The organism is Mucilaginibacter ginsenosidivorans (assembly GCF_007971025.1).
Lineage (GTDB): Bacteria > Bacteroidota > Bacteroidia > Sphingobacteriales > Sphingobacteriaceae > Mucilaginibacter > Mucilaginibacter ginsenosidivorans.
Window position 1 is genome coordinate 4,991,710 of sequence record NZ_CP042436.1, and the last position, 17,136, is coordinate 5,008,845.

Below are 17,136 nucleotides of genomic sequence, written 5' to 3' on the forward strand. Positions count from 1 at the left end.
GCCACTCATCAAATTATTCCCATCCTGTTCGAATCCAGTTTGATGAGGATGAACAGCATCACGGTAAAACTTAGCAACGAAGAGCCGCCATAGCTGATAAGCGGCAACGGAATCCCGATGGAAGGCACTATCCCAATGGTCATACCAATGTTGATGATGACATGGAAAAAGATAACAGAAGCCACCCCGTAAGCATATATCCTCGAAAACGGCGACCGCTGCCGTTCGGCCATGCGGATAATGCGCAGTACCATAAAAAGATAAAGGCCCAATACCACAATAGAGCCGGCAAAGCCCCATTCCTCGCCTACGGTGCAAAAGATAAAGTCGGTGCCCTGCTCCGGCACAAAGGAATATTTGGTTTGCGTGCCTTTCATATAACCGCGGCCCCACATTTTTCCGGAACCGATGGCAATTTTGGATTGATTGACATTGTACCCTTTTCCCTTTGGGTCGCTGGTTATACCAAGCACAATATCGATACGCACTTTCTGATGCGGTTTCAAAACTTTAGTGTACAGAAAATTAACGCTAAAGACAAAGGCAATACATATACCAGCGCCAATGGCTATAACTTTCATCAGCTTCCGGTTCCGGCGGGTAACCAGGATGACCAATGCCGCTATACCCACCAGTATGCCCGAGAGCAGCATGGTGTTGTTCAATTTCAATGTCAGCACAAAGAGTGCTATGAACAATCCCTCAAGTATCAGGAAATAAGGTGAAAGCCCCTCCCTGTATAGAACGAATATCAATGAACTGAAAACCAGCGTGGACCCCGCATCGGGCTGCAGCATAATAAGCACCATGGGGAAACCGATAATGGCGCCCGCCACCAGGAACGATTTGGTGTCCGTCACCTTAATATTAGTGCCGCTTAAATACCTTGCCAGCAGCAAACAGGTGGTCAGTTTGGCAAATTCGGAGGGTTGCAGCCTGAAACCACCTCCCAATGAAATCCACGCCTGGTTACCGCCCACGTTACGCCCGACGACCAGTACCAGCATCAGCAGCAGCACCGTAACGCCATAAAAGAATGGCGACAATGCGCTAAAGAACCGGCTTTCGAGCAATAAAATGACAATGCCAACGGTAATACCAATAATAATGTAGATCAGTTGCTTGCCATAATCGGTACTGAGATCGAAAAAGCCCGGATGCTTATCATCGAATACTGCCGAATGGATATTGACCAGGCCAATGGCACACAGGGCGAGGTAAAGGAAAACCATCAGCCAATCCACATTAAAAAAAAAGCTGCGCTGCTGGTTAGTGTTCATCTTCCTCCTTTTTTGGCAGTGCTGCAACAGCATGCGGCCGCGACCCTTTTTTCTCCTTCCCGGGCAACGTATCTTTTATCGTTCTTTTCCTGTCTGATGTATCGATTCCCAACTTATTCAGGGTATCCTTGGGCACTGGCTTTGATTTGAGCTTTTGTTCATAAGTACTCAAATCCGGCAGACGGTTTGCATCCATAAAATACTGTGGGGTAAGACCCGAAGGTCGTGTGGAAATACTGTCCCTCAAGTATTTTTCGACGATAAAGCTGGCGATCGGCGCCGCCCAGCTGGCACCCTGACCCGAGTTCTCAACGATAACTGCTATCGCGATTTTGGGATTGTCGCGCGGCGCAAATGCGACAAAAACCGAGTGGGCCTCGCCGTGACTATTATCCGCCGTACCCGTTTTGCCACACATAACAATACCCGGTATTTTCGATGCGGCTGCTGTGCCGTTCTCAACTACAGCTTGCATGCCATCAATAACCGGCTCAAAATATTGTGAATCGATCCCTACATAATTTTTTTGCGTGTATTCGGCCTTTATAATGTTTTTGTCGCCAATGCCTTTAATCAGGTGCGGCCGATAGTAAAATCCATGATTTGCAATCGTACACTCAATATTGGCCAGTTGTAACGGTGTCGCCAATAATTCACCCTGTCCTATTCCCAATGAGATAACCGTACTAGACCGCCACCCGCCTTTACGGTATATTTTGTCATAATAGGATGCTTTTGGCAAATTTCCTCTCGCTTCGCTGGGCATATCCAGGTCCAGCCTCCCCCCAAGCCCAAACTTGCTTACATTATTCCTCCAAATATTGAAAGTAGAATCTGTGTTTTTCCAGCCATAGCGGTTTACCAGTTTTTCAAACACCATAAAAAAATAACCGTTGCATGATTCGGCTACGGCTCTAGCCAGATTCACGGTTCCATGTGCTTCGCTATGATAACATTTGATATGCCGGTTACCCGATACATAATATCCTGGGCAAAAATATGTAGTTTGAGGTGTTATCAGCCCCTCCTGTTCTGCAATCAGGGCATCTATAGGCTTAAACGACGAACCCGGGGGATAAGCCGCCTGTATCGGGCGGATAAAAAATGGCTTGTAAGGGTCTTTATAAAGTTCGGCTGCATTGTTACCCCGGTCGTGCCCCACCATCAGGTTAGGGTCATAGGTGGGGCTGCTTACATAGCATAATATCTCGCCCGTCGAGGGTTCGATTGCCACAATACTGCCCACCTTGTTTTCCATCAGCTGCTCGCCCAGCTTCTGTATTCGTATGTCCAGCGACGATGTCAGGCGCTCACCTGCAACTGCCGCCGTATCATAAGCGCCGCCGGCGTAGATACCTTTTGCCCGGTTATGTGAATCGTACATCAGGTTTTGCACACCGCGTTTTCCACGCAGCACCTTTTCGTACGAGCGCTCCACTCCGGTAACGCCAATAAAGTCGCCGGGATGATAGTATCCGCCCGATTTTTTTATGTCGTTATCGTGTACCTCACCGATGAAACCCAGGAACTGCGCCGCTGTAGAGTCGGGATAAGTACGCAAATAGCGGGGCGAAAAGTTAAATCCGGGAAACTCTGAAAGCCTTTCCTGGACAGCGGCAAAATCTTCAGGTGTTAGCTGTTTATCAAATACCGACTGCTGGTTGCGCGAGTATTTTACAGCTTTGGCAAATCGTTTGTTGAACTCGGCCGTGTCAATGTCAAGCAGCTTGCAAAATTCGGCTGTATCAAATGGCTTTACCTGGCTGGGCGTTACCATAATATCGTAAAAGGCCTGGTTCTGCACCAGTATCTTACCGTTACGGTCAAGTATCGGGCCACGCGCAGGGTTCACGTAAATGCGGCGCAAAACGTTGCCCTGGGCGTACAGCAAGTACCGGTCGTCGATGATCTGGAGGTAAAACAGGCGGCCGAGCAGTGTGAGTATCAGTACAATAAAAATCCCGGAAATGATGTATCGCCGCCCGAAAAACTTGTTCATTTACGCTCTTTCCTTCTGAAAAATAAAAACCCCGTTAACAGCATCAAAAATACGGTAAATATCGAACTCAAAACAAACCGGCTAAGTGTGTAAGGTATTTCTGAAAGGCGAAAAACTTCGAGGTTGAAAAGGAAAAAGTGATGAAATAAGGTTAATATCAAAGCGTATGTAAAAAACCAGCGGATACCCATGTTGCTCAGCGTTGGTTCGGGCTCGTTGTCAAAACCGTCCTTCTGAACGGTAATGCTGATAAATAATATCCGTACAAATGCCAACAGCACGCACGATGCCGCATGCAGGCCGGGTGTATCGTAAAAGGCATCGATAGTGATGCCGATAATGAACGAAAGCGCGAACAGTAAAATATTCGGTGTCTCAAACGGCAGCAGCAAAATGAACAGGATGTACAGGTAGGGCGTCGAAAGGTTGTATAGGGTAACATTCTTCAGCAGGAAAACCTGCAGAAAAACCAGCACAATGAACCTTACAAGGTTAATGAAGATCGTTCTACTCATCTTTCTTTTCCTGCGCCTCCAGTCCCGCTTGTTCTTCTGCGTATTTATTTACCACCACGTTTACATAATGCAGCCGGCTGTAATCAACCGAAAGCGCTAATTCCATATTGAGGGTGTACCCGCCAGCCCTGCTATGCAGGTTGGTGACTTTTCCGATCATGATACCTGCCGGGAACAGCGAATATTGAGATGTTAATACTGCTTCGCCTATTTTTGGTTGAGCGTTGTTGGACACGTCTTTCAGAATGCCTTTGTGGGGGTCCATGTCGTCGCTCCATTCCACATACCCGATCTCTTTATCCTTCGCCAGCATGGCGCTGAAGCGCGAGTCCTTATGCAGCATCGATTGTACTACCGACAGGTGTTCGCCCACAAAAACAACCTTGCCTACCAGACCCGAGCTGCATATAACTCCCATGCCTTTAGCCACGCCCTGGCGGCTTCCCCGGTTGATTGTGAGGTAATTGTTGCTCCGGTTGGTAGAGTTATTGATCACTTTAGCCTCGATATAGGTGTACTGCTGTTTAAAAACAGTGTCGTCCACCTTATGCTTTGCAACCGTGTCGGTATAAAATGCAGTTTTAAGCTGGGTACGGAGCCGGGCATTCTCGCGGGCAAGGCTGTCGTTTACTTCCTTCAGCGACAGGTAGTCCTGAACGCCGTTAACCTGGGTATATAAAGCGCCCGTTACCTGCGACGTAGAATTGATAAAAGTGGCCTTTTGAAACGAATTGTATTTGATATAAATGACAAGCGAGATGATCTCGAAAATGAGGAATAAAAAGAATGCGTTGTACTTGGTGATAAAAATCAGGAGGTTACGCATTGTGCTATCAAGATTTGAGATATGAGATTTGAGATATGAGATAAAAACCGGCCTGTCTCAAATCTCATATCTCAAATCTCACATCTGAATTATTGCATAAGAAACTTAAAGTTTCCGATATTTTTCAGCGCCGTGCCCGTACCGCGTACAACGGCGCGAAGCGGGTCTTCGGCTACGTGAACCGGCAGCTTGGTTTTAGCCGCAACCCGTTTATCCAGGCCGCGAAGCAACGCCCCGCCGCCTGTTAAGTAAATACCGGTCTGGTAAATATCTGCCGAAAGTTCCGGCGGTGTTATTTCTAACGCCTTCAGGATAGCTTCTTCAATTTTGGAGATCGACTTATCAAGGCAATGCGCAATCTCGGTATACGATACCATGATCTGTTTTGGCACACCGGTCATCAGGTCGCGACCCTGTACGGCGAAGTCGCCCGGAGGATCTGAAATTTCCGGCAGCGCCGCACCCACTTCAATTTTTATCTTTTCAGCAGTACGGTCGCCAATCATAATGTTGTGCTGGCGACGGATGTATTGTACAATGTCTGAGTCGAAGTTATCACCCGCAACACGGATAGATTGGTCGCAAACGATACCCGATAAAGCGATAACCGCGATTTCGGTAGTACCCCCACCGATATCGATGATCATGTTACCCATAGGCTCCTCTACGTCGATGCCGATACCTACGGCGGCTGCCATTGGTTCGTGTATCAGGTAAACTTCCTTTGCCCCGGCTATTTCGGCCGAGTCGCGAACGGCACGTTTCTCCACCTCGGTAATACCTGATGGGATACAGATCACCATACGCAGCGACGGGAAGAACCAGCCCTTGCCTTTGTTGATCATTTTTATCATGCCGCGTATCATGTGTTCGGCCGCGTTAAAGTCGGCTATAACACCGTCTTTCAATGGACGCACGGTACGTATGTTCTCATGGGTCTTGCCCTCCATCTGCATGGCCTGCCTCCCTATTGCTATCACCTTATTCGTCGTGCGGTCAAAAGCGACAATGGACGGTTCGTCAACCACTACCTTGTCGTTATGTATGATGAGGGTATTCGCTGTGCCAAGATCAATGGCAATTTCCTGCGTGAAAAAATTAAATAAACCCATGTTTTGTTACTTCGAAAATTTATCTGCTAAGTTGAAAAAAATTATACGTAATAGTATTAACAGTTGTTATTAAAAGCGAATAAAAATTCAACTTATTGCCCTTAACTTTTAATTAATGCTTAAAATGGCGTACCCCGGTCATTACCATGGCGATACCTTTTTGATTAGCCATGTCGATGGAGTCCTGGTCCTTCACCGAACCGCCAGGTTGCAGCACAGCGGTGATACCTGCTTCGGCGGCCAGCTCAACACAATCGCTGAACGGGAAGAACGCATCGGATGCCATTACAGCGCCTTTTAGGTCGAAGCCGAAGCTTTCTGCCTTAATCACAGCCTGTTTCAACGAGTCGACCCTTGAGGTTTGGCCAACGCCGCTGGCCATCAGTTGGGCATTTTTTGCGAAAACTATTGTATTTGATTTGGTATGTTTTACCACTTTATTGGCAAAGTAGAGGTCCTTTAACTCATGTTCCGTCGGTTGTTTGTCGGTCACCGTCCGCATCTGGTCAGGCCCTTCAACGGTCATGTCTTTATCCTGCTCTATCACCCCGTTCAAAAGTGTTTTAAATTGCTTTACAGGTAATTCAACAGGCTGACGGACCAGGATGATCCGGTTCTTCTTTCCCTTGAATATCTGCACCGCTTCGTCGGTATAAGCGGGTGCTATCAGCACCTCGAAAAACAACTTATTGATCTCGGCCGCGGTCTCCGCATCGATCTCTTCGTTAGATATAATCACCCCACCAAAAGCCGATACCGGGTCACAGGCCAAAGCGTCTATCCAGGCTTCTTTAATAAACGAGCGGCTTGCGATGCCGCAGGCGTTGGTATGCTTTAAAATAGCGATGGTCGGCTCGGTAAATTCGTCTATTAGTGCTACCGCTGCATCAACATCCACCAGGTTATTATAAGAAAGTTCCTTGCCGTTTAGTTTAGTGAACATCGCATCCAGGTTGCCATAGAAAACACCCTTTTGGTGCGGATTCTCGCCATAACGCAAAACCGAACTTTGCTGTATGCTTTGTTTAAAAACCGGCAATTGCTCGCCCTGGCTAAAGTATTCGAATATCGCCGTATCGTAATGCGATGTAATGTTAAACGCCCGCTGCGCGAAGGATTTGCGCTGTTCTATACCTGTTTCGCCATTCTGCGTTTTCAAAATTTCAGCCAGTTCGGTATAATGATCTTTCGATGCAACGATAACGACGTCTTTAAAATTCTTTGCCGCTGCGCGGATAAGGGATATGCCGCCAATGTCTATCTTTTCGATCACATCATCCTGGCCGGCGCCCGACTTAACCGTTTCTTCAAAAGGATAAAGATCTACGATCACCAGGTCAATCTCCGGTATCTCGTACTGCTCCATCTGCTGTTCGTCGCTATCAAAATTCCTGCGGCCGAGTATACCGCCAAACACCTTTGGGTGGAGGGTTTTCACACGTCCGCCGAGTATAGAAGGGTATGATGTCAGGTCCTCCACCGCTATCACCTCGGCACCCAAGCTGCGGATAAAGGTTTCCGTTCCGCCGGTCGAATATATCTTCACCCCGAGGCGGTGTAATTCGTGGATGATCGGTTCAAGATTGTCTTTGTAATAGACTGAAATTAAGGCATTCTTTATTTGCACGGGCTGACTCATGGGCACACTGTTTTTTGAGCCGCAAAGGTAGTAATTTGAGATCAGAGATTTGAGACAAGGGTTTAGTTTTTTTAGGGATTAATTAAGAAAAATTTAAGATAACTTTAACACCGTGTCGCGAAGCGGGTATTACTCCTCGTATTAGTTAGAAACCGGCCCTGAACATGAAAAAATTAACCGCCTTATTGATCATCGCTATCGCTGTACAGCTTTATGCGTGTAAAAAGAATGAGAACCCTGTTACTACCCATATCAAAAAGGTCAATGCTTCGCTATACGGCGACTGGAAGTTTATCGGCAACTATTTAAGCGCCGGCGGGCCGCAATATTTTGTACCGGCGGTGACCCAAACAAAAACAACTTTCAATACGGATGGCAGTTTAACCGGAACGTCCTTCCCCGGTTTTGATCACTACACACTGATAGACAGTATAACCATTAAGTTGACGGGCACAGGCACCGATTACGGAACTTTCATTTATAAGATCAACGAGGATACGCTTAAGATGTCGCCCATCGCGCCTAACAGGTGTATCGAAGGATGTTCAGTTGTGTTTGTGAAATAAAGAAGGAAAGCATTTCCATTATCTGACTTCAGACCTCTTATTTCAGCTCTTCATCTTCTTTAGCAAACTCTCTATCACTCTTGGAAAGTGCTGGTGCTCTAGTTGCTGGCCTTTGAACTTGATCATTTCCAGGTTATCGCCTGGTTCGATCTTAAAGCGGGATTGGTGCAGTATCTCGCCCTCATCAAATTTCTCATTGACAAAGTGGATGGTAATGCCCGATTCCTCTTCTTTAGCTTCCAGCACAGCTTTGTGTACATGGTCGCCGTACATGCCTTTGCCGCCGTACTTGGGTAAGAGGGCCGGGTGCAGGTTGATAATTTTGTTAGGGAACGCTTTAAGCAGGTTTGCAGGCACCAGCCATAAAAAACCCGCCAGCACGATCAGGTCGACCTGCAGATTTTTGAGCAGGCGAATGATTCCGTCAGTCTCATAAAACTCGTGCCGCGAAAAAATATGTGAAGGTATCTCGAAGTTGTCGGCGCGCTGTAAAACGTAGGCCTGGGGATTGTTTGTCAGTATCAAAACAACTTCTGCTTCTGAACTGCGCTTAAAATGCTCCATTATTTTTTGAGCATTTGAACCGGAACCAGAAGCAAAAATCGCAATCCTTTTTTTCATTAATGTTTCTTGTTAACTGCAATAAACTGCAAAACAAGGCTTTTGTTCGCAAAGTTAATCGTTTATACGACGGGAAGCGCTAAAACGTTCTCCCGGGCGTGACACCGACCCAAAGATAATGGTTTACCGTTTTTAATCAACAAGTTATTGTGTTTTTACCCGAACAAAACCATAGCGCCTGATTATCCTTGCGGCATTAGGCGGATAATACGCCTGTAGGTTACCCGTTCGCAATACCAATGAATATTGGCCGAGATTACGTATCTGCGCAACTTCAAATGGTTTTATTGATTTACCTGCAGAGTCGCAAACCATATCGCAATTGAGGCTAAGCTTGTCTGCTGAAAAAGACCAATGGCCGGTGGTTTTTTGCTCTTTACAGGAAAAATTGGTAAAGGTACAGGTGCCATCAGCATTGAAAGTAAATACTTGTGTCTGCGAGCAATCCGCATATAAAGTATCGGTCGATTTAAGCGTATCGCCAACCAAATGGTCAACCTGGGTCGAAGCCAGCTGCCACGGGCCCGCTGTTATCAGCGTGGGCAAATAATCAGGCGTTTTTTTGCACGAATTAGAGATAAACCCGACGAACAGGGCTCCGGACAAAAACAACAGCAGCAGTTTATTTCTCATGAAATTAATATCGCCAAAAATAGGAAATCCGGCTCAATAGCCGCATCATCCTATATAACTTTTAAAATGCTCGTTTAGTGTAAGTGTAACATTTACAATATCAATTTATAATATGTACTTTTTATTACAATTATTTTGACGGTATTCGATTAAGTTTGCTGTAAACTAAAACCAAAAACTTATGATACCAGCAAAAGGCTACGCCGCACCCGGTGCGAAAATTCCTTTAGAGCCGTTTAAGTTCGAGCGCCGCGACGTTGGTCCGCACGACGTACAGATAGAAATATTATTCAGCGGCGTTTGCCACTCCGATATTCACCAGGCCCGCGACGAATGGGGCGGCGCCATATTCCCGATGGTGCCCGGTCACGAGATAGTAGGCAGGGTGGTTAAGGTGGGCGACCAGGTTACGCAGTTTAAAACCGGCGACATTGCGGGCGTCGGGGTTTTTGTCGACTCGTGCCGTCATTGTCCAAGCTGCGTTGCCGGGCTGGAACAATATTGCGATGAGAGTCCGGTTTTTACCTATAGCAGCATCGATAAGGACGGCAACGTAACTTACGGCGGTTATTCGAACCAGATCGTAGTCGACGAAAAATACACCCTGCGCGTCTCTGAAAAATTACCCCTTGCCGGCGTGGCGCCCCTGCTTTGTGCGGGCATTACCACGTGGTCGCCTATTCAAACATGGCAAATGGGCAAGGGACACAAAGTTGGTGTGGTTGGTTTAGGTGGCCTCGGGCACATGGCGGTGAAATTCGCTGTTTCAAAGGGCGCCGAAGTAACAGTACTAAGTACATCTCCGTCAAAAAAAGCCGATGCGGAAAAATTAGGCGCGCATCACTTCGTTGTAACCAAAGACCCCAACCAAATGGCCGCTACGGCCCGCTCGCTCGATTTTATCATCAATACGGTTTCGGCCCAGCATGAATATGACGATTACCTGCAACTGCTTAAACTGGATGGCACTATGGTATTGGTGGGCATCCCGCCCGAAGCGCCCGTGGTTTCAGCTGTTAACCTGATTTCCAAACGCAGGCGGCTGGCCGGTTCCATGATCGGCGGCATAAAAGAAACCCAGGAAATGCTGGACTATTGCGCTGAACACAACATTGTTTCCGAAGTGGAAGTGATCAGTATGGATTATATTAACGAAGCGTTTGAGCGCGTGATAAAAGGCGATGTGCGTTATCGCTTTGTGATCGATATGGCTTCTTTGTAGTTTAGTTAGATTGAGTTGATTGAGAGAGTGGTTGATTTAGTTAAATCATATCCAGCCCGATCAACTTAGTCTAACTTAATCAACTAAATCAACTTATGCTGATACCATTCCCAACGCTCAAATCCGAATTCAAACGCATATTGCTTGCGCTTGCGTTCGATCACGATAAAGCCGATCAGATTGCGCAGATATTTGCCGAAAACAGTCGCGATGGGGTGCATACGCACGGCCTTAACCGCTTCCCAACTTTTGTTCAGTATGTGAAGGATGGGTATGTGATCCCAGATGCAGGGCCGGTAAAAGAAGGTGGCTTTGGCAGCCTGGAGCATTGGAACGGAAATTTGGGTCCCGGTATGCTGAATGCGCGCATTTGTATGGACCGGGCCATCGTCCTTGCCGGCGAAAACGGGATTGGCTGCGTCGCTATAAAAAACACTAACCACTGGATGCGCGGCGGCACTTACGGCTGGCACGCAGCGGATGCCGGGATGATCGGCATTTGTTTTACTAATACAATAGCCAATATGCCCCCCTGGGGCGGTATTGATCCGAGGCTTGGGAACAACCCGCTTATCATCGCTGTTCCCCGAAAAGGTGGCCACGTAGTTCTGGATATGGCCATATCACAGTACTCCATCGGTAAGCTGAATTTTTATAAATCAAAAGGCGAACAGCTCCCTCTACCGGGAGGTTATGATGCCGAAGGTACTCTTAGTACTGATCCTGCTGCTATTCTTGAATCAGGCCGGGTTTTACCTGTAGGTTTTTGGAAAGGATCGGGTCTTTCCCTGGTGCTCGATCTGTTGGCGACCGTGCTTAGCCAGGGGCGCTCAACCGCTGCAATAACCCATTCCGGACCAGAATCAGGTGTTTCGCAGGTTTTCATAGCGATCAGACCAACCGGCTCACAAACCGAAAGTCTTATTGAAGAAATAATAGCTTATTCCAAAAGCAGCCGCCCCGGGAAAGAAGGCGGCACTATTTTCTACCCTGGCGAAAACACTTTGAGAACCCGTGAAAAAAGTTTGAAAGAAGGTGTTTGGGTGGATGAAAAAGTTTGGGAAAAGGTATTAACTCTTTAAACCATTCCGTTTACTAAATATTCGTGCGAAGCTATTGAATATTACCACCCAGTGGTTGAATTGATTCTTCCAGTCGCACGTAATTCAAAACCTTTGATAGATCAGCAACTATCATTATGAAGGTTTACCCGATAATATTTCCCATTTTCCTGCTACCCATATTGGCGCATAGCACAACTAACCTTACGCCAATTTTAGCAGATACCACCGCGAAAGCAAAACCGGAGGTGGTTATGTTCGCGCCGGGAATACTCCCGGGCACAACGAATGTCGTTGCCGCGCCCGCTTTCTCGCCCGACGGGAGATCGGTCTATCTCGGGCAAACAGAGGACAGAAAGAGCATTACTATTGTAGCTTCTTATTTTAAAAACGGCGCCTGGACCAACCCGGTCGTCGCCCCTTTTTCCGGCACTTATGCAAACCTCGAACCAGCGTTTGCCCCTAATGGAAAATATTTGATCTTCGCCTCAAGTCGTCCAAAAACAGCCGGAGGGTCCTTGCTTGATGGAAACTGGGGCGGACACGCTTATCCCGGTCACGGCGGCAATTTATGGAGGACAAATCACAACAAAAAAGGATGGAGCGAGCCTGAGCGTTTACCCGACATCATTAATCAAAACGGTTCCGTATTTAGTCCGGCTGTTGCGGGCGACGGCAGCCTGTACTTTATGCGGGCCGATAGCGGCGGGTATTTCACATCTACCGCTCGCAATTGAAGGGAGGGCAATATCAAACCCCTGTACGCGCGTCCTTTTGTATCGACAAACATGGAGATTTTGACCCCGCGGTAGCACCCGATGAATCTTTCCTGGTATTCTCATCACCCCGGCCACCGGCGCCAGCTAAAACTTCCGACCTGTTCATCGTCTTTCGAACTCCGAATGGCTGGAGCGAACCGATCGACCTGCGCGAAGCGGTTTCGGATAAGGTATTTGGCGTCGAGGCCCGCCTCTCTCCCGATCTCAAAACACTTTATTTTTCAAATCAGATTAATAAAGACGGGGTAAAAGTACCGACGGAGAACTATATCTGGCAGGTGAATATCAGCGAATTGTTGAAAGCGCACGGACTATAGGATGTCTAGTCCACCATCCCCTCAAACTTTTCCCAAAAACCATCCTTTGGCAAAGGGGCAACAATTTCTACCGGCTCTTTTTTTATCGGGTGGATAAAGCGCAGCCTGCGCGCGTGCAGGCAAATGCTTTTTCGCAGACTACCGCGCGGGTAGCCGTATTTATTATCGCCGACAATGGGGCAGCCCAAAGTTGAAAGCTGTACCCTTATCTGGTGCGGCCGCCCGGTTATGGGATTTACTTCTATCAAATAATACCCTTCCAGTTCGCCTGCCAGGCGGTAATTCAATTCCGACCGCTGCCCGTCGGGTACCATTTGGTCGTAGGCACGGGTAACGTTTTTCTGCGGATTTTTTAGCAGCCAGTGCACCAGGTTACCTTCAGGCGGCTCGGGGCGTTTGCGGACAACTGCGTAATACGTTTTTTGCATCTCCCGGTTTTTAAAAAGCAGGTTTATCCGGTCGAGCGCCTTGCTGGTTTTGGCGAAAAGGATAACACCGCTTACCGGCCTGTCCAGCCGGTGCACCACGCCAAGGAAAGCGCCATTGGGCTTTTTATATTTTTGGGCGATATATTTCTTTACCTTTTCATCCAGCGGCTCGTCGTTGGTTTCATCCACCTGTACAATATCCCCCGCTCTTTTATTGATCGCAATCAGGTGATTATCCTCATACAGGATATCGTTGTCTGTAATATCACGGTCGACGTACTTTATATTAACTCTTGCGCACATAGGTAAGGCATATTGTTCATAGATAATAGTTCATGGCACTTGCAAAACCATGCACTAAACAGCTTTCATCCGCACATCTGCATATCTACGCATCTGCACATCAATATTGCTCTTTATCGTTCGGGAAGTTTTTAGCTTTCACGTCATCGATATATGCTTTAAACGCAGAATTCATCACATTGTTCAGATCGGCGTACTGTCGCAGGAATCTCGGTTTAAAACCTTTGTTAATACCAAGCATATCGTGTATTACCAGCACCTGCCCGTCACAATATTTACCGGCGCCTATGCCGATGGTCGGGATATGAATGCTTTCGGTCACTTCCCTGGCCAGCTGCGCGGGTATTTTCTCCAGCACAATACCAAAGCAGCCCAGTTCTTCCAGTTTAAGCGCGTCTTCGCGCAATTTTTGTGCTTCGGCCTCTTCTTTGGCCCGTACGGTATAAGTACCGAACTTATAGATCGATTGCGGTGTAAGTCCCAAATGCCCCATAACGGGTATGCCCGCTGCCAGTATGCGGGTGATCGATTCAGCTATTTCAACGCCGCCTTCCATTTTAACGCTATGCGCGCCTGCCTCTTTCATAATGCGGATGGCCGAATTGAGCGCTTCTTTTGAATTACCCTGGTACGAACCGAATGGCAGATCGACAACAACCAGCGCCCGCCTGGCGGCCCTTACCACCGACGATGCGTGGTAGATCATCTGGTCGAGTGTAATGGGCAGTGTTGTTTCGTGCCCGGCCATTACGTTGGAGGCTGAATCGCCCACGAGGATGATGTCCATACCGGCTTCGTCCACAATAGTAGCCATTGAATAATCATAGGCCGTAAGCATGGCTATCTTTTCGCCGCGCTTTTTCATTTCCTGCAAACTATTGGTAGTAACCCGTTTGATCTCTTTATTGACAGACATGATGTGTGCAAATATGCGGTAAAGGTAAAACTCTTTTGTGATTTCGAATTTTTCGCATGTATTTTGTTTTTGGCGCTCAAGAAGGCTTTGCCGTTTCGAATGTTCAATTTCGGATTTATTTACAATTGGCTTACCATGATCCCCGGGCAAATTATCCCGCAACCTTCTGATCTTCTAAATCTCAGTGCCAGGTAAATGCGTTAGCGATAGAAGCGCCTGCCCGCCGGCAGGGCAGGAATACCGGCCCAGTGCTTAAAGCGCGTGGCGTATAAGCGTATAGCGCGACCCGCAGGGAAACGCCCAAAGACTCTTTTTAAAAATTCAAAATTCCGCATCCGGCATTCGAAATAATTCCTTACTTTTGCGGCGTGAATTCAAGTTTTGCCGGCTGCACTTCTTGCAAAGAATTTCACGGAACTGAACACCAGTATTACCGGCGCATTAACCATTCAATTTTTTACGTATATGATCACCAACTTCACCAAGTTACCGGCTGTTTTATTGCTGGCTGACGGGACCGTATTTTATGGCAAAGCCGCGGGCAAAATAGGCACCACTACCGGCGAGATCTGCTTTAATACCGGCATGACCGGCTACCAGGAGATATTTACCGATCCATCCTATTTCGGGCAGATCATGGTGACCACCAATGCGCATATCGGCAATTACGGTATCGCACACGAGGAAGTTGAATCGGGCCACATACAGATAGCCGGACTGGTTTGTAAGAATTACAACATTTACTATACCCGCAAGCAGGCGCAGGAATCGATACAGGATTATTTCCAGGAGCAGAACATCGTTTCTATATCGGACATTGACACCCGCCAGTTGGTAAGGCATATCCGCGATAAGGGTGCCATGAACGCCATCATTTCGTCCGAGATACTGGATATTGACGAGTTGAAAAAGAAACTGGATGAAGTGCCATCCATGGACGGGCTGGAGCTGTCGTCCAAAGTATCAACTACAGAAACTTATACCTTCGGCGATGAGAACGCCAAATATAAAGTGGCCGTGCTTGACCTGGGTGTAAAGAAGAATATCCTGCGCAATTTTCACGACCGTGATATATACGCTAAGGTTTTCCCGGCCAAAACCACTTTTGCCGAAATGGAGAAAGATTTTGCGCCGAATGGTTATTTCATATCCAACGGTCCCGGCGACCCGGCTGCCATGCCTTATGCTGTAGAAACCGTTAAAGAGATATTAAAATCAGAAAAGCCGATGTTCGGTATTTGCCTGGGTCACCAGTTACTGGCGCTGGCTAATGACATCCCGACCAAAAAGATGTTCAACGGTCACCGCGGGCTGAACCACCCGGTAAAAAATATTATTAAAGATCATTGCGAGGTAACTTCCCAAAATCACGGTTTTGGTGTAGTGCCCGAAGCCGTTAGAGCATCGGACAAGGTTGAGATCACCCACGTCAACCTGAACGATAAATCGATAGAGGGTATCCGCGTAAAGGGCAAAAAAGCATTCTCGGTACAATATCACCCCGAATCATCGCCCGGCCCGCACGATAGCCGCTATTTGTTCGATGATTTTATTGAGTTGATGAAATAGTGATGGCTGGTCAAGAACACCGGCTCAAACAGAATATCAAAAGGCTTGCACAAACGCAGGTCTTTTCTGTTTGAAAAGTTTTAAGTACTTTGCATCGAACTTTATCGCCGTGAGCAAGACCCATAAAACCATATTTTCAAATATTCTGTTGATTATGGTGATCTTTCAGGCCGTTTTCTTCTATTATTATACCTCCGGTCTTGAAAAATTGCTGTTCCTCGCTCCATACGCATTGCTTGGGTTAATTCTAACAATTGTCCTCCTCATAAAATTGATCAAATACAGGTCGACAACGTTGCCTTATCATGTTATCGCAGTAACGCTGGTTGTTGTTACCGGCTATTTTACTACCATTGGAGGGAACCGGGCGATGGAATACCTGGACTGGACATTAAGACGAACTGAAAGGGAGCAAATTATTATTGATGTAAAGAACGGCCTGTTAAAACCAAATAACCTTTTAAACAACAGGATATACCACTTATCAAGAAATTCGATCTTGCCCATTTCAAATGGTGGCGACAATATTTTGATAAAAGAAAAAGCCCACGGTATTGTTTCAGTAGAATTTTTCATTGACCGGGGGTCTCTTGGCCATTTTTCCGCCTTTATCTACACAAATGATCCGGCCGAGATTCGAGAGTACAACAGTGGGATTGACCCGTTCGGTGGCGGCAATGTTAAAAAGCTCGGTAATAGTTGGTACAGGGTGAGCTATTGACCAGGGTTTTTTCGCCGGTTCATCCCCCCGCTTAATCCATTCACCGACAATTTCGGGCTGTTCGCCAAATAAATATCACGGTTTCCTGTACGTGAGGGCATATTTGTACCGCAAAACAAATAAAACCATGAAAACCATATTGATCATACAGCTCTTCCACCTCGTTCACGACACCGCACAGCACCTGCATGCCATATTGCATACATTGGGCCATTTGGTGAAGTAAGGGGTTCAATATATAATAAAGCGGCGAGTCGACTCACCCTCTGCCCCCTCTTTCCTTCGTAAAGAGGGGGCTTTTTAAATTCAGGGAAAATACAAATACCCCCTTTACCGCCCGCGGTAGAGAGGGTGACCCAGCGAAGCGTCGGTCGGGTGAGTCCATGATGAATCGATATCAAACGCCTTAACATAAAGCAACAATATCTTAACACCAATTACTCATCAGCTTAATAGCAGTTGCCTTACTTTGCACAACTACTTATACAATGAAAACATTAATACAATTTTACAATTACCTGCTGGAAAGGGCGGAGACCTTTACTCGTTCGTTCGCGAACATGTTAAATTAATACCAGCATTCGTTGCTTTTCGTCAGGAGGCCGACGGCAATAATACCCTATCTTTAT

Annotated in this window: 17 protein-coding genes; 7 read left to right on the forward strand and 10 right to left on the reverse strand. The window is 47.0% G+C overall.

Annotation, left to right across the window (positions count from 1 at the left end; translation table 11 throughout):
• Positions 1-8: 8 nt before the first annotated feature.
• From rodA to purH, 6 genes are all read right to left on the reverse strand, one after another.
• Positions 9-1,280 (reverse strand): rod shape-determining protein RodA, encoded by a 1,272-nt coding sequence (gene rodA / locus FRZ54_RS22730; RefSeq protein WP_147034096.1) that lies wholly within the window; start codon positions 1,278-1,280, stop codon positions 9-11.
• Positions 1,270-3,279, reverse strand: a complete 2,010-nt coding sequence (mrdA, locus tag FRZ54_RS22735; RefSeq protein WP_147034097.1) for a penicillin-binding protein 2 — start codon at positions 3,277-3,279, stop codon at positions 1,270-1,272. Before mrdA ends, rodA begins: the two co-directional genes overlap by 11 nt.
• Positions 3,276-3,794: a rod shape-determining protein MreD gene (locus tag FRZ54_RS22740; RefSeq protein WP_147034098.1), complete on the reverse strand. Its 519-nt coding sequence runs from the start codon at positions 3,792-3,794 to the stop codon at positions 3,276-3,278. Before FRZ54_RS22740 ends, mrdA begins: the two co-directional genes overlap by 4 nt.
• Positions 3,787-4,620, reverse strand: a complete 834-nt coding sequence (gene mreC / locus FRZ54_RS22745; RefSeq protein WP_147034099.1) for a rod shape-determining protein MreC — start codon at positions 4,618-4,620, stop codon at positions 3,787-3,789. The genes FRZ54_RS22740 and mreC overlap by 8 nt, the downstream gene beginning before the upstream one ends.
• Before the next feature lie 89 nt (positions 4,621-4,709).
• Entirely contained in the window at positions 4,710-5,732 is a 1,023-nt protein-coding gene (locus FRZ54_RS22750) for a rod shape-determining protein (RefSeq protein ID WP_147034100.1), read from the reverse strand.
• A 112-nt stretch (positions 5,733-5,844) separates the two neighbouring features.
• Positions 5,845-7,371, reverse strand: a complete 1,527-nt coding sequence (purH, locus tag FRZ54_RS22755; RefSeq protein WP_147034101.1) for a bifunctional phosphoribosylaminoimidazolecarboxamide formyltransferase/IMP cyclohydrolase — start codon at positions 7,369-7,371, stop codon at positions 5,845-5,847.
• 164 nt (positions 7,372-7,535) lie between these two features.
• Between purH and FRZ54_RS22760 the strand changes: the two genes are divergently transcribed.
• Positions 7,536-7,937, forward strand: a complete 402-nt coding sequence (locus FRZ54_RS22760) for a hypothetical protein (RefSeq protein ID WP_147034102.1) — start codon at positions 7,536-7,538, stop codon at positions 7,935-7,937.
• A 42-nt stretch (positions 7,938-7,979) separates the two neighbouring features.
• Here the strand turns inward: FRZ54_RS22760 and purN are convergent, their stop codons facing one another.
• Together purN and FRZ54_RS22770 are read right to left on the reverse strand one after the other, a co-directional pair.
• Positions 7,980-8,558 carry a phosphoribosylglycinamide formyltransferase gene (gene purN / locus FRZ54_RS22765; protein WP_147034103.1) on the reverse strand — a complete coding sequence of 193 codons (579 nt, stop codon included), beginning with the start codon at positions 8,556-8,558 and terminating at the stop codon, positions 7,980-7,982.
• 144 nt (positions 8,559-8,702) lie between these two features.
• Complete coding sequence (locus FRZ54_RS22770) at positions 8,703-9,191, reverse strand: lipocalin family protein (RefSeq protein ID WP_147034104.1); 489 nt, start codon at positions 9,189-9,191, stop codon at positions 8,703-8,705.
• Positions 9,192-9,372: 181 nt separating this feature from the next.
• Between FRZ54_RS22770 and FRZ54_RS22775 the strand changes: the two genes are divergently transcribed.
• The 4 genes from FRZ54_RS22775 to FRZ54_RS22790 all read left to right on the forward strand — a co-directional run bounded on the left by FRZ54_RS22775 (position 9,373) and on the right by FRZ54_RS22790 (position 12,570).
• Complete coding sequence (locus FRZ54_RS22775; protein WP_147034105.1) at positions 9,373-10,413, forward strand: NAD(P)-dependent alcohol dehydrogenase; 1,041 nt, start codon at positions 9,373-9,375, stop codon at positions 10,411-10,413.
• A gap of 95 nt (positions 10,414-10,508) precedes the next feature.
• A complete protein-coding gene (gene yiaK / locus FRZ54_RS22780; RefSeq protein ID WP_147034106.1) occupies positions 10,509-11,495 on the forward strand; it encodes a 3-dehydro-L-gulonate 2-dehydrogenase in 987 nt (328 codons plus the stop codon).
• 116 nt (positions 11,496-11,611) lie between these two features.
• A complete protein-coding gene (locus FRZ54_RS22785) occupies positions 11,612-12,211 on the forward strand; it encodes a TolB family protein (RefSeq protein ID WP_147034107.1) in 600 nt (199 codons plus the stop codon).
• On the forward strand, positions 12,208-12,570 hold the full coding sequence (locus FRZ54_RS22790) for a hypothetical protein (RefSeq protein ID WP_147034108.1): 363 nt from the start codon (positions 12,208-12,210) through the stop codon (positions 12,568-12,570). Before FRZ54_RS22785 ends, FRZ54_RS22790 begins: the two co-directional genes overlap by 4 nt.
• A 5-nt stretch (positions 12,571-12,575) precedes the next feature.
• Here the strand turns inward: FRZ54_RS22790 and FRZ54_RS22795 are convergent, their stop codons facing one another.
• Positions 12,576-13,301: an RluA family pseudouridine synthase gene (locus FRZ54_RS22795; protein WP_147034109.1), complete on the reverse strand. Its 726-nt coding sequence runs from the start codon at positions 13,299-13,301 to the stop codon at positions 12,576-12,578.
• Positions 13,302-13,401: 100 nt separating this feature from the next.
• Positions 13,402-14,217, reverse strand: a complete 816-nt coding sequence (panB, locus tag FRZ54_RS22800; RefSeq protein WP_147034110.1) for a 3-methyl-2-oxobutanoate hydroxymethyltransferase — start codon at positions 14,215-14,217, stop codon at positions 13,402-13,404.
• 465 nt (positions 14,218-14,682) lie between these two features.
• Between panB and carA the strand changes: the two genes are divergently transcribed.
• Positions 14,683-15,786 carry a glutamine-hydrolyzing carbamoyl-phosphate synthase small subunit gene (carA, locus tag FRZ54_RS22805; RefSeq protein WP_147034111.1) on the forward strand — a complete coding sequence of 368 codons (1,104 nt, stop codon included), beginning with the start codon at positions 14,683-14,685 and terminating at the stop codon, positions 15,784-15,786.
• A 109-nt stretch (positions 15,787-15,895) separates the two neighbouring features.
• Positions 15,896-16,507 (forward strand): hypothetical protein, encoded by a 612-nt coding sequence (locus tag FRZ54_RS22810; RefSeq protein ID WP_147034112.1) that lies wholly within the window; start codon positions 15,896-15,898, stop codon positions 16,505-16,507.
• Positions 16,508-17,136: the final 629 nt, after the last annotated feature.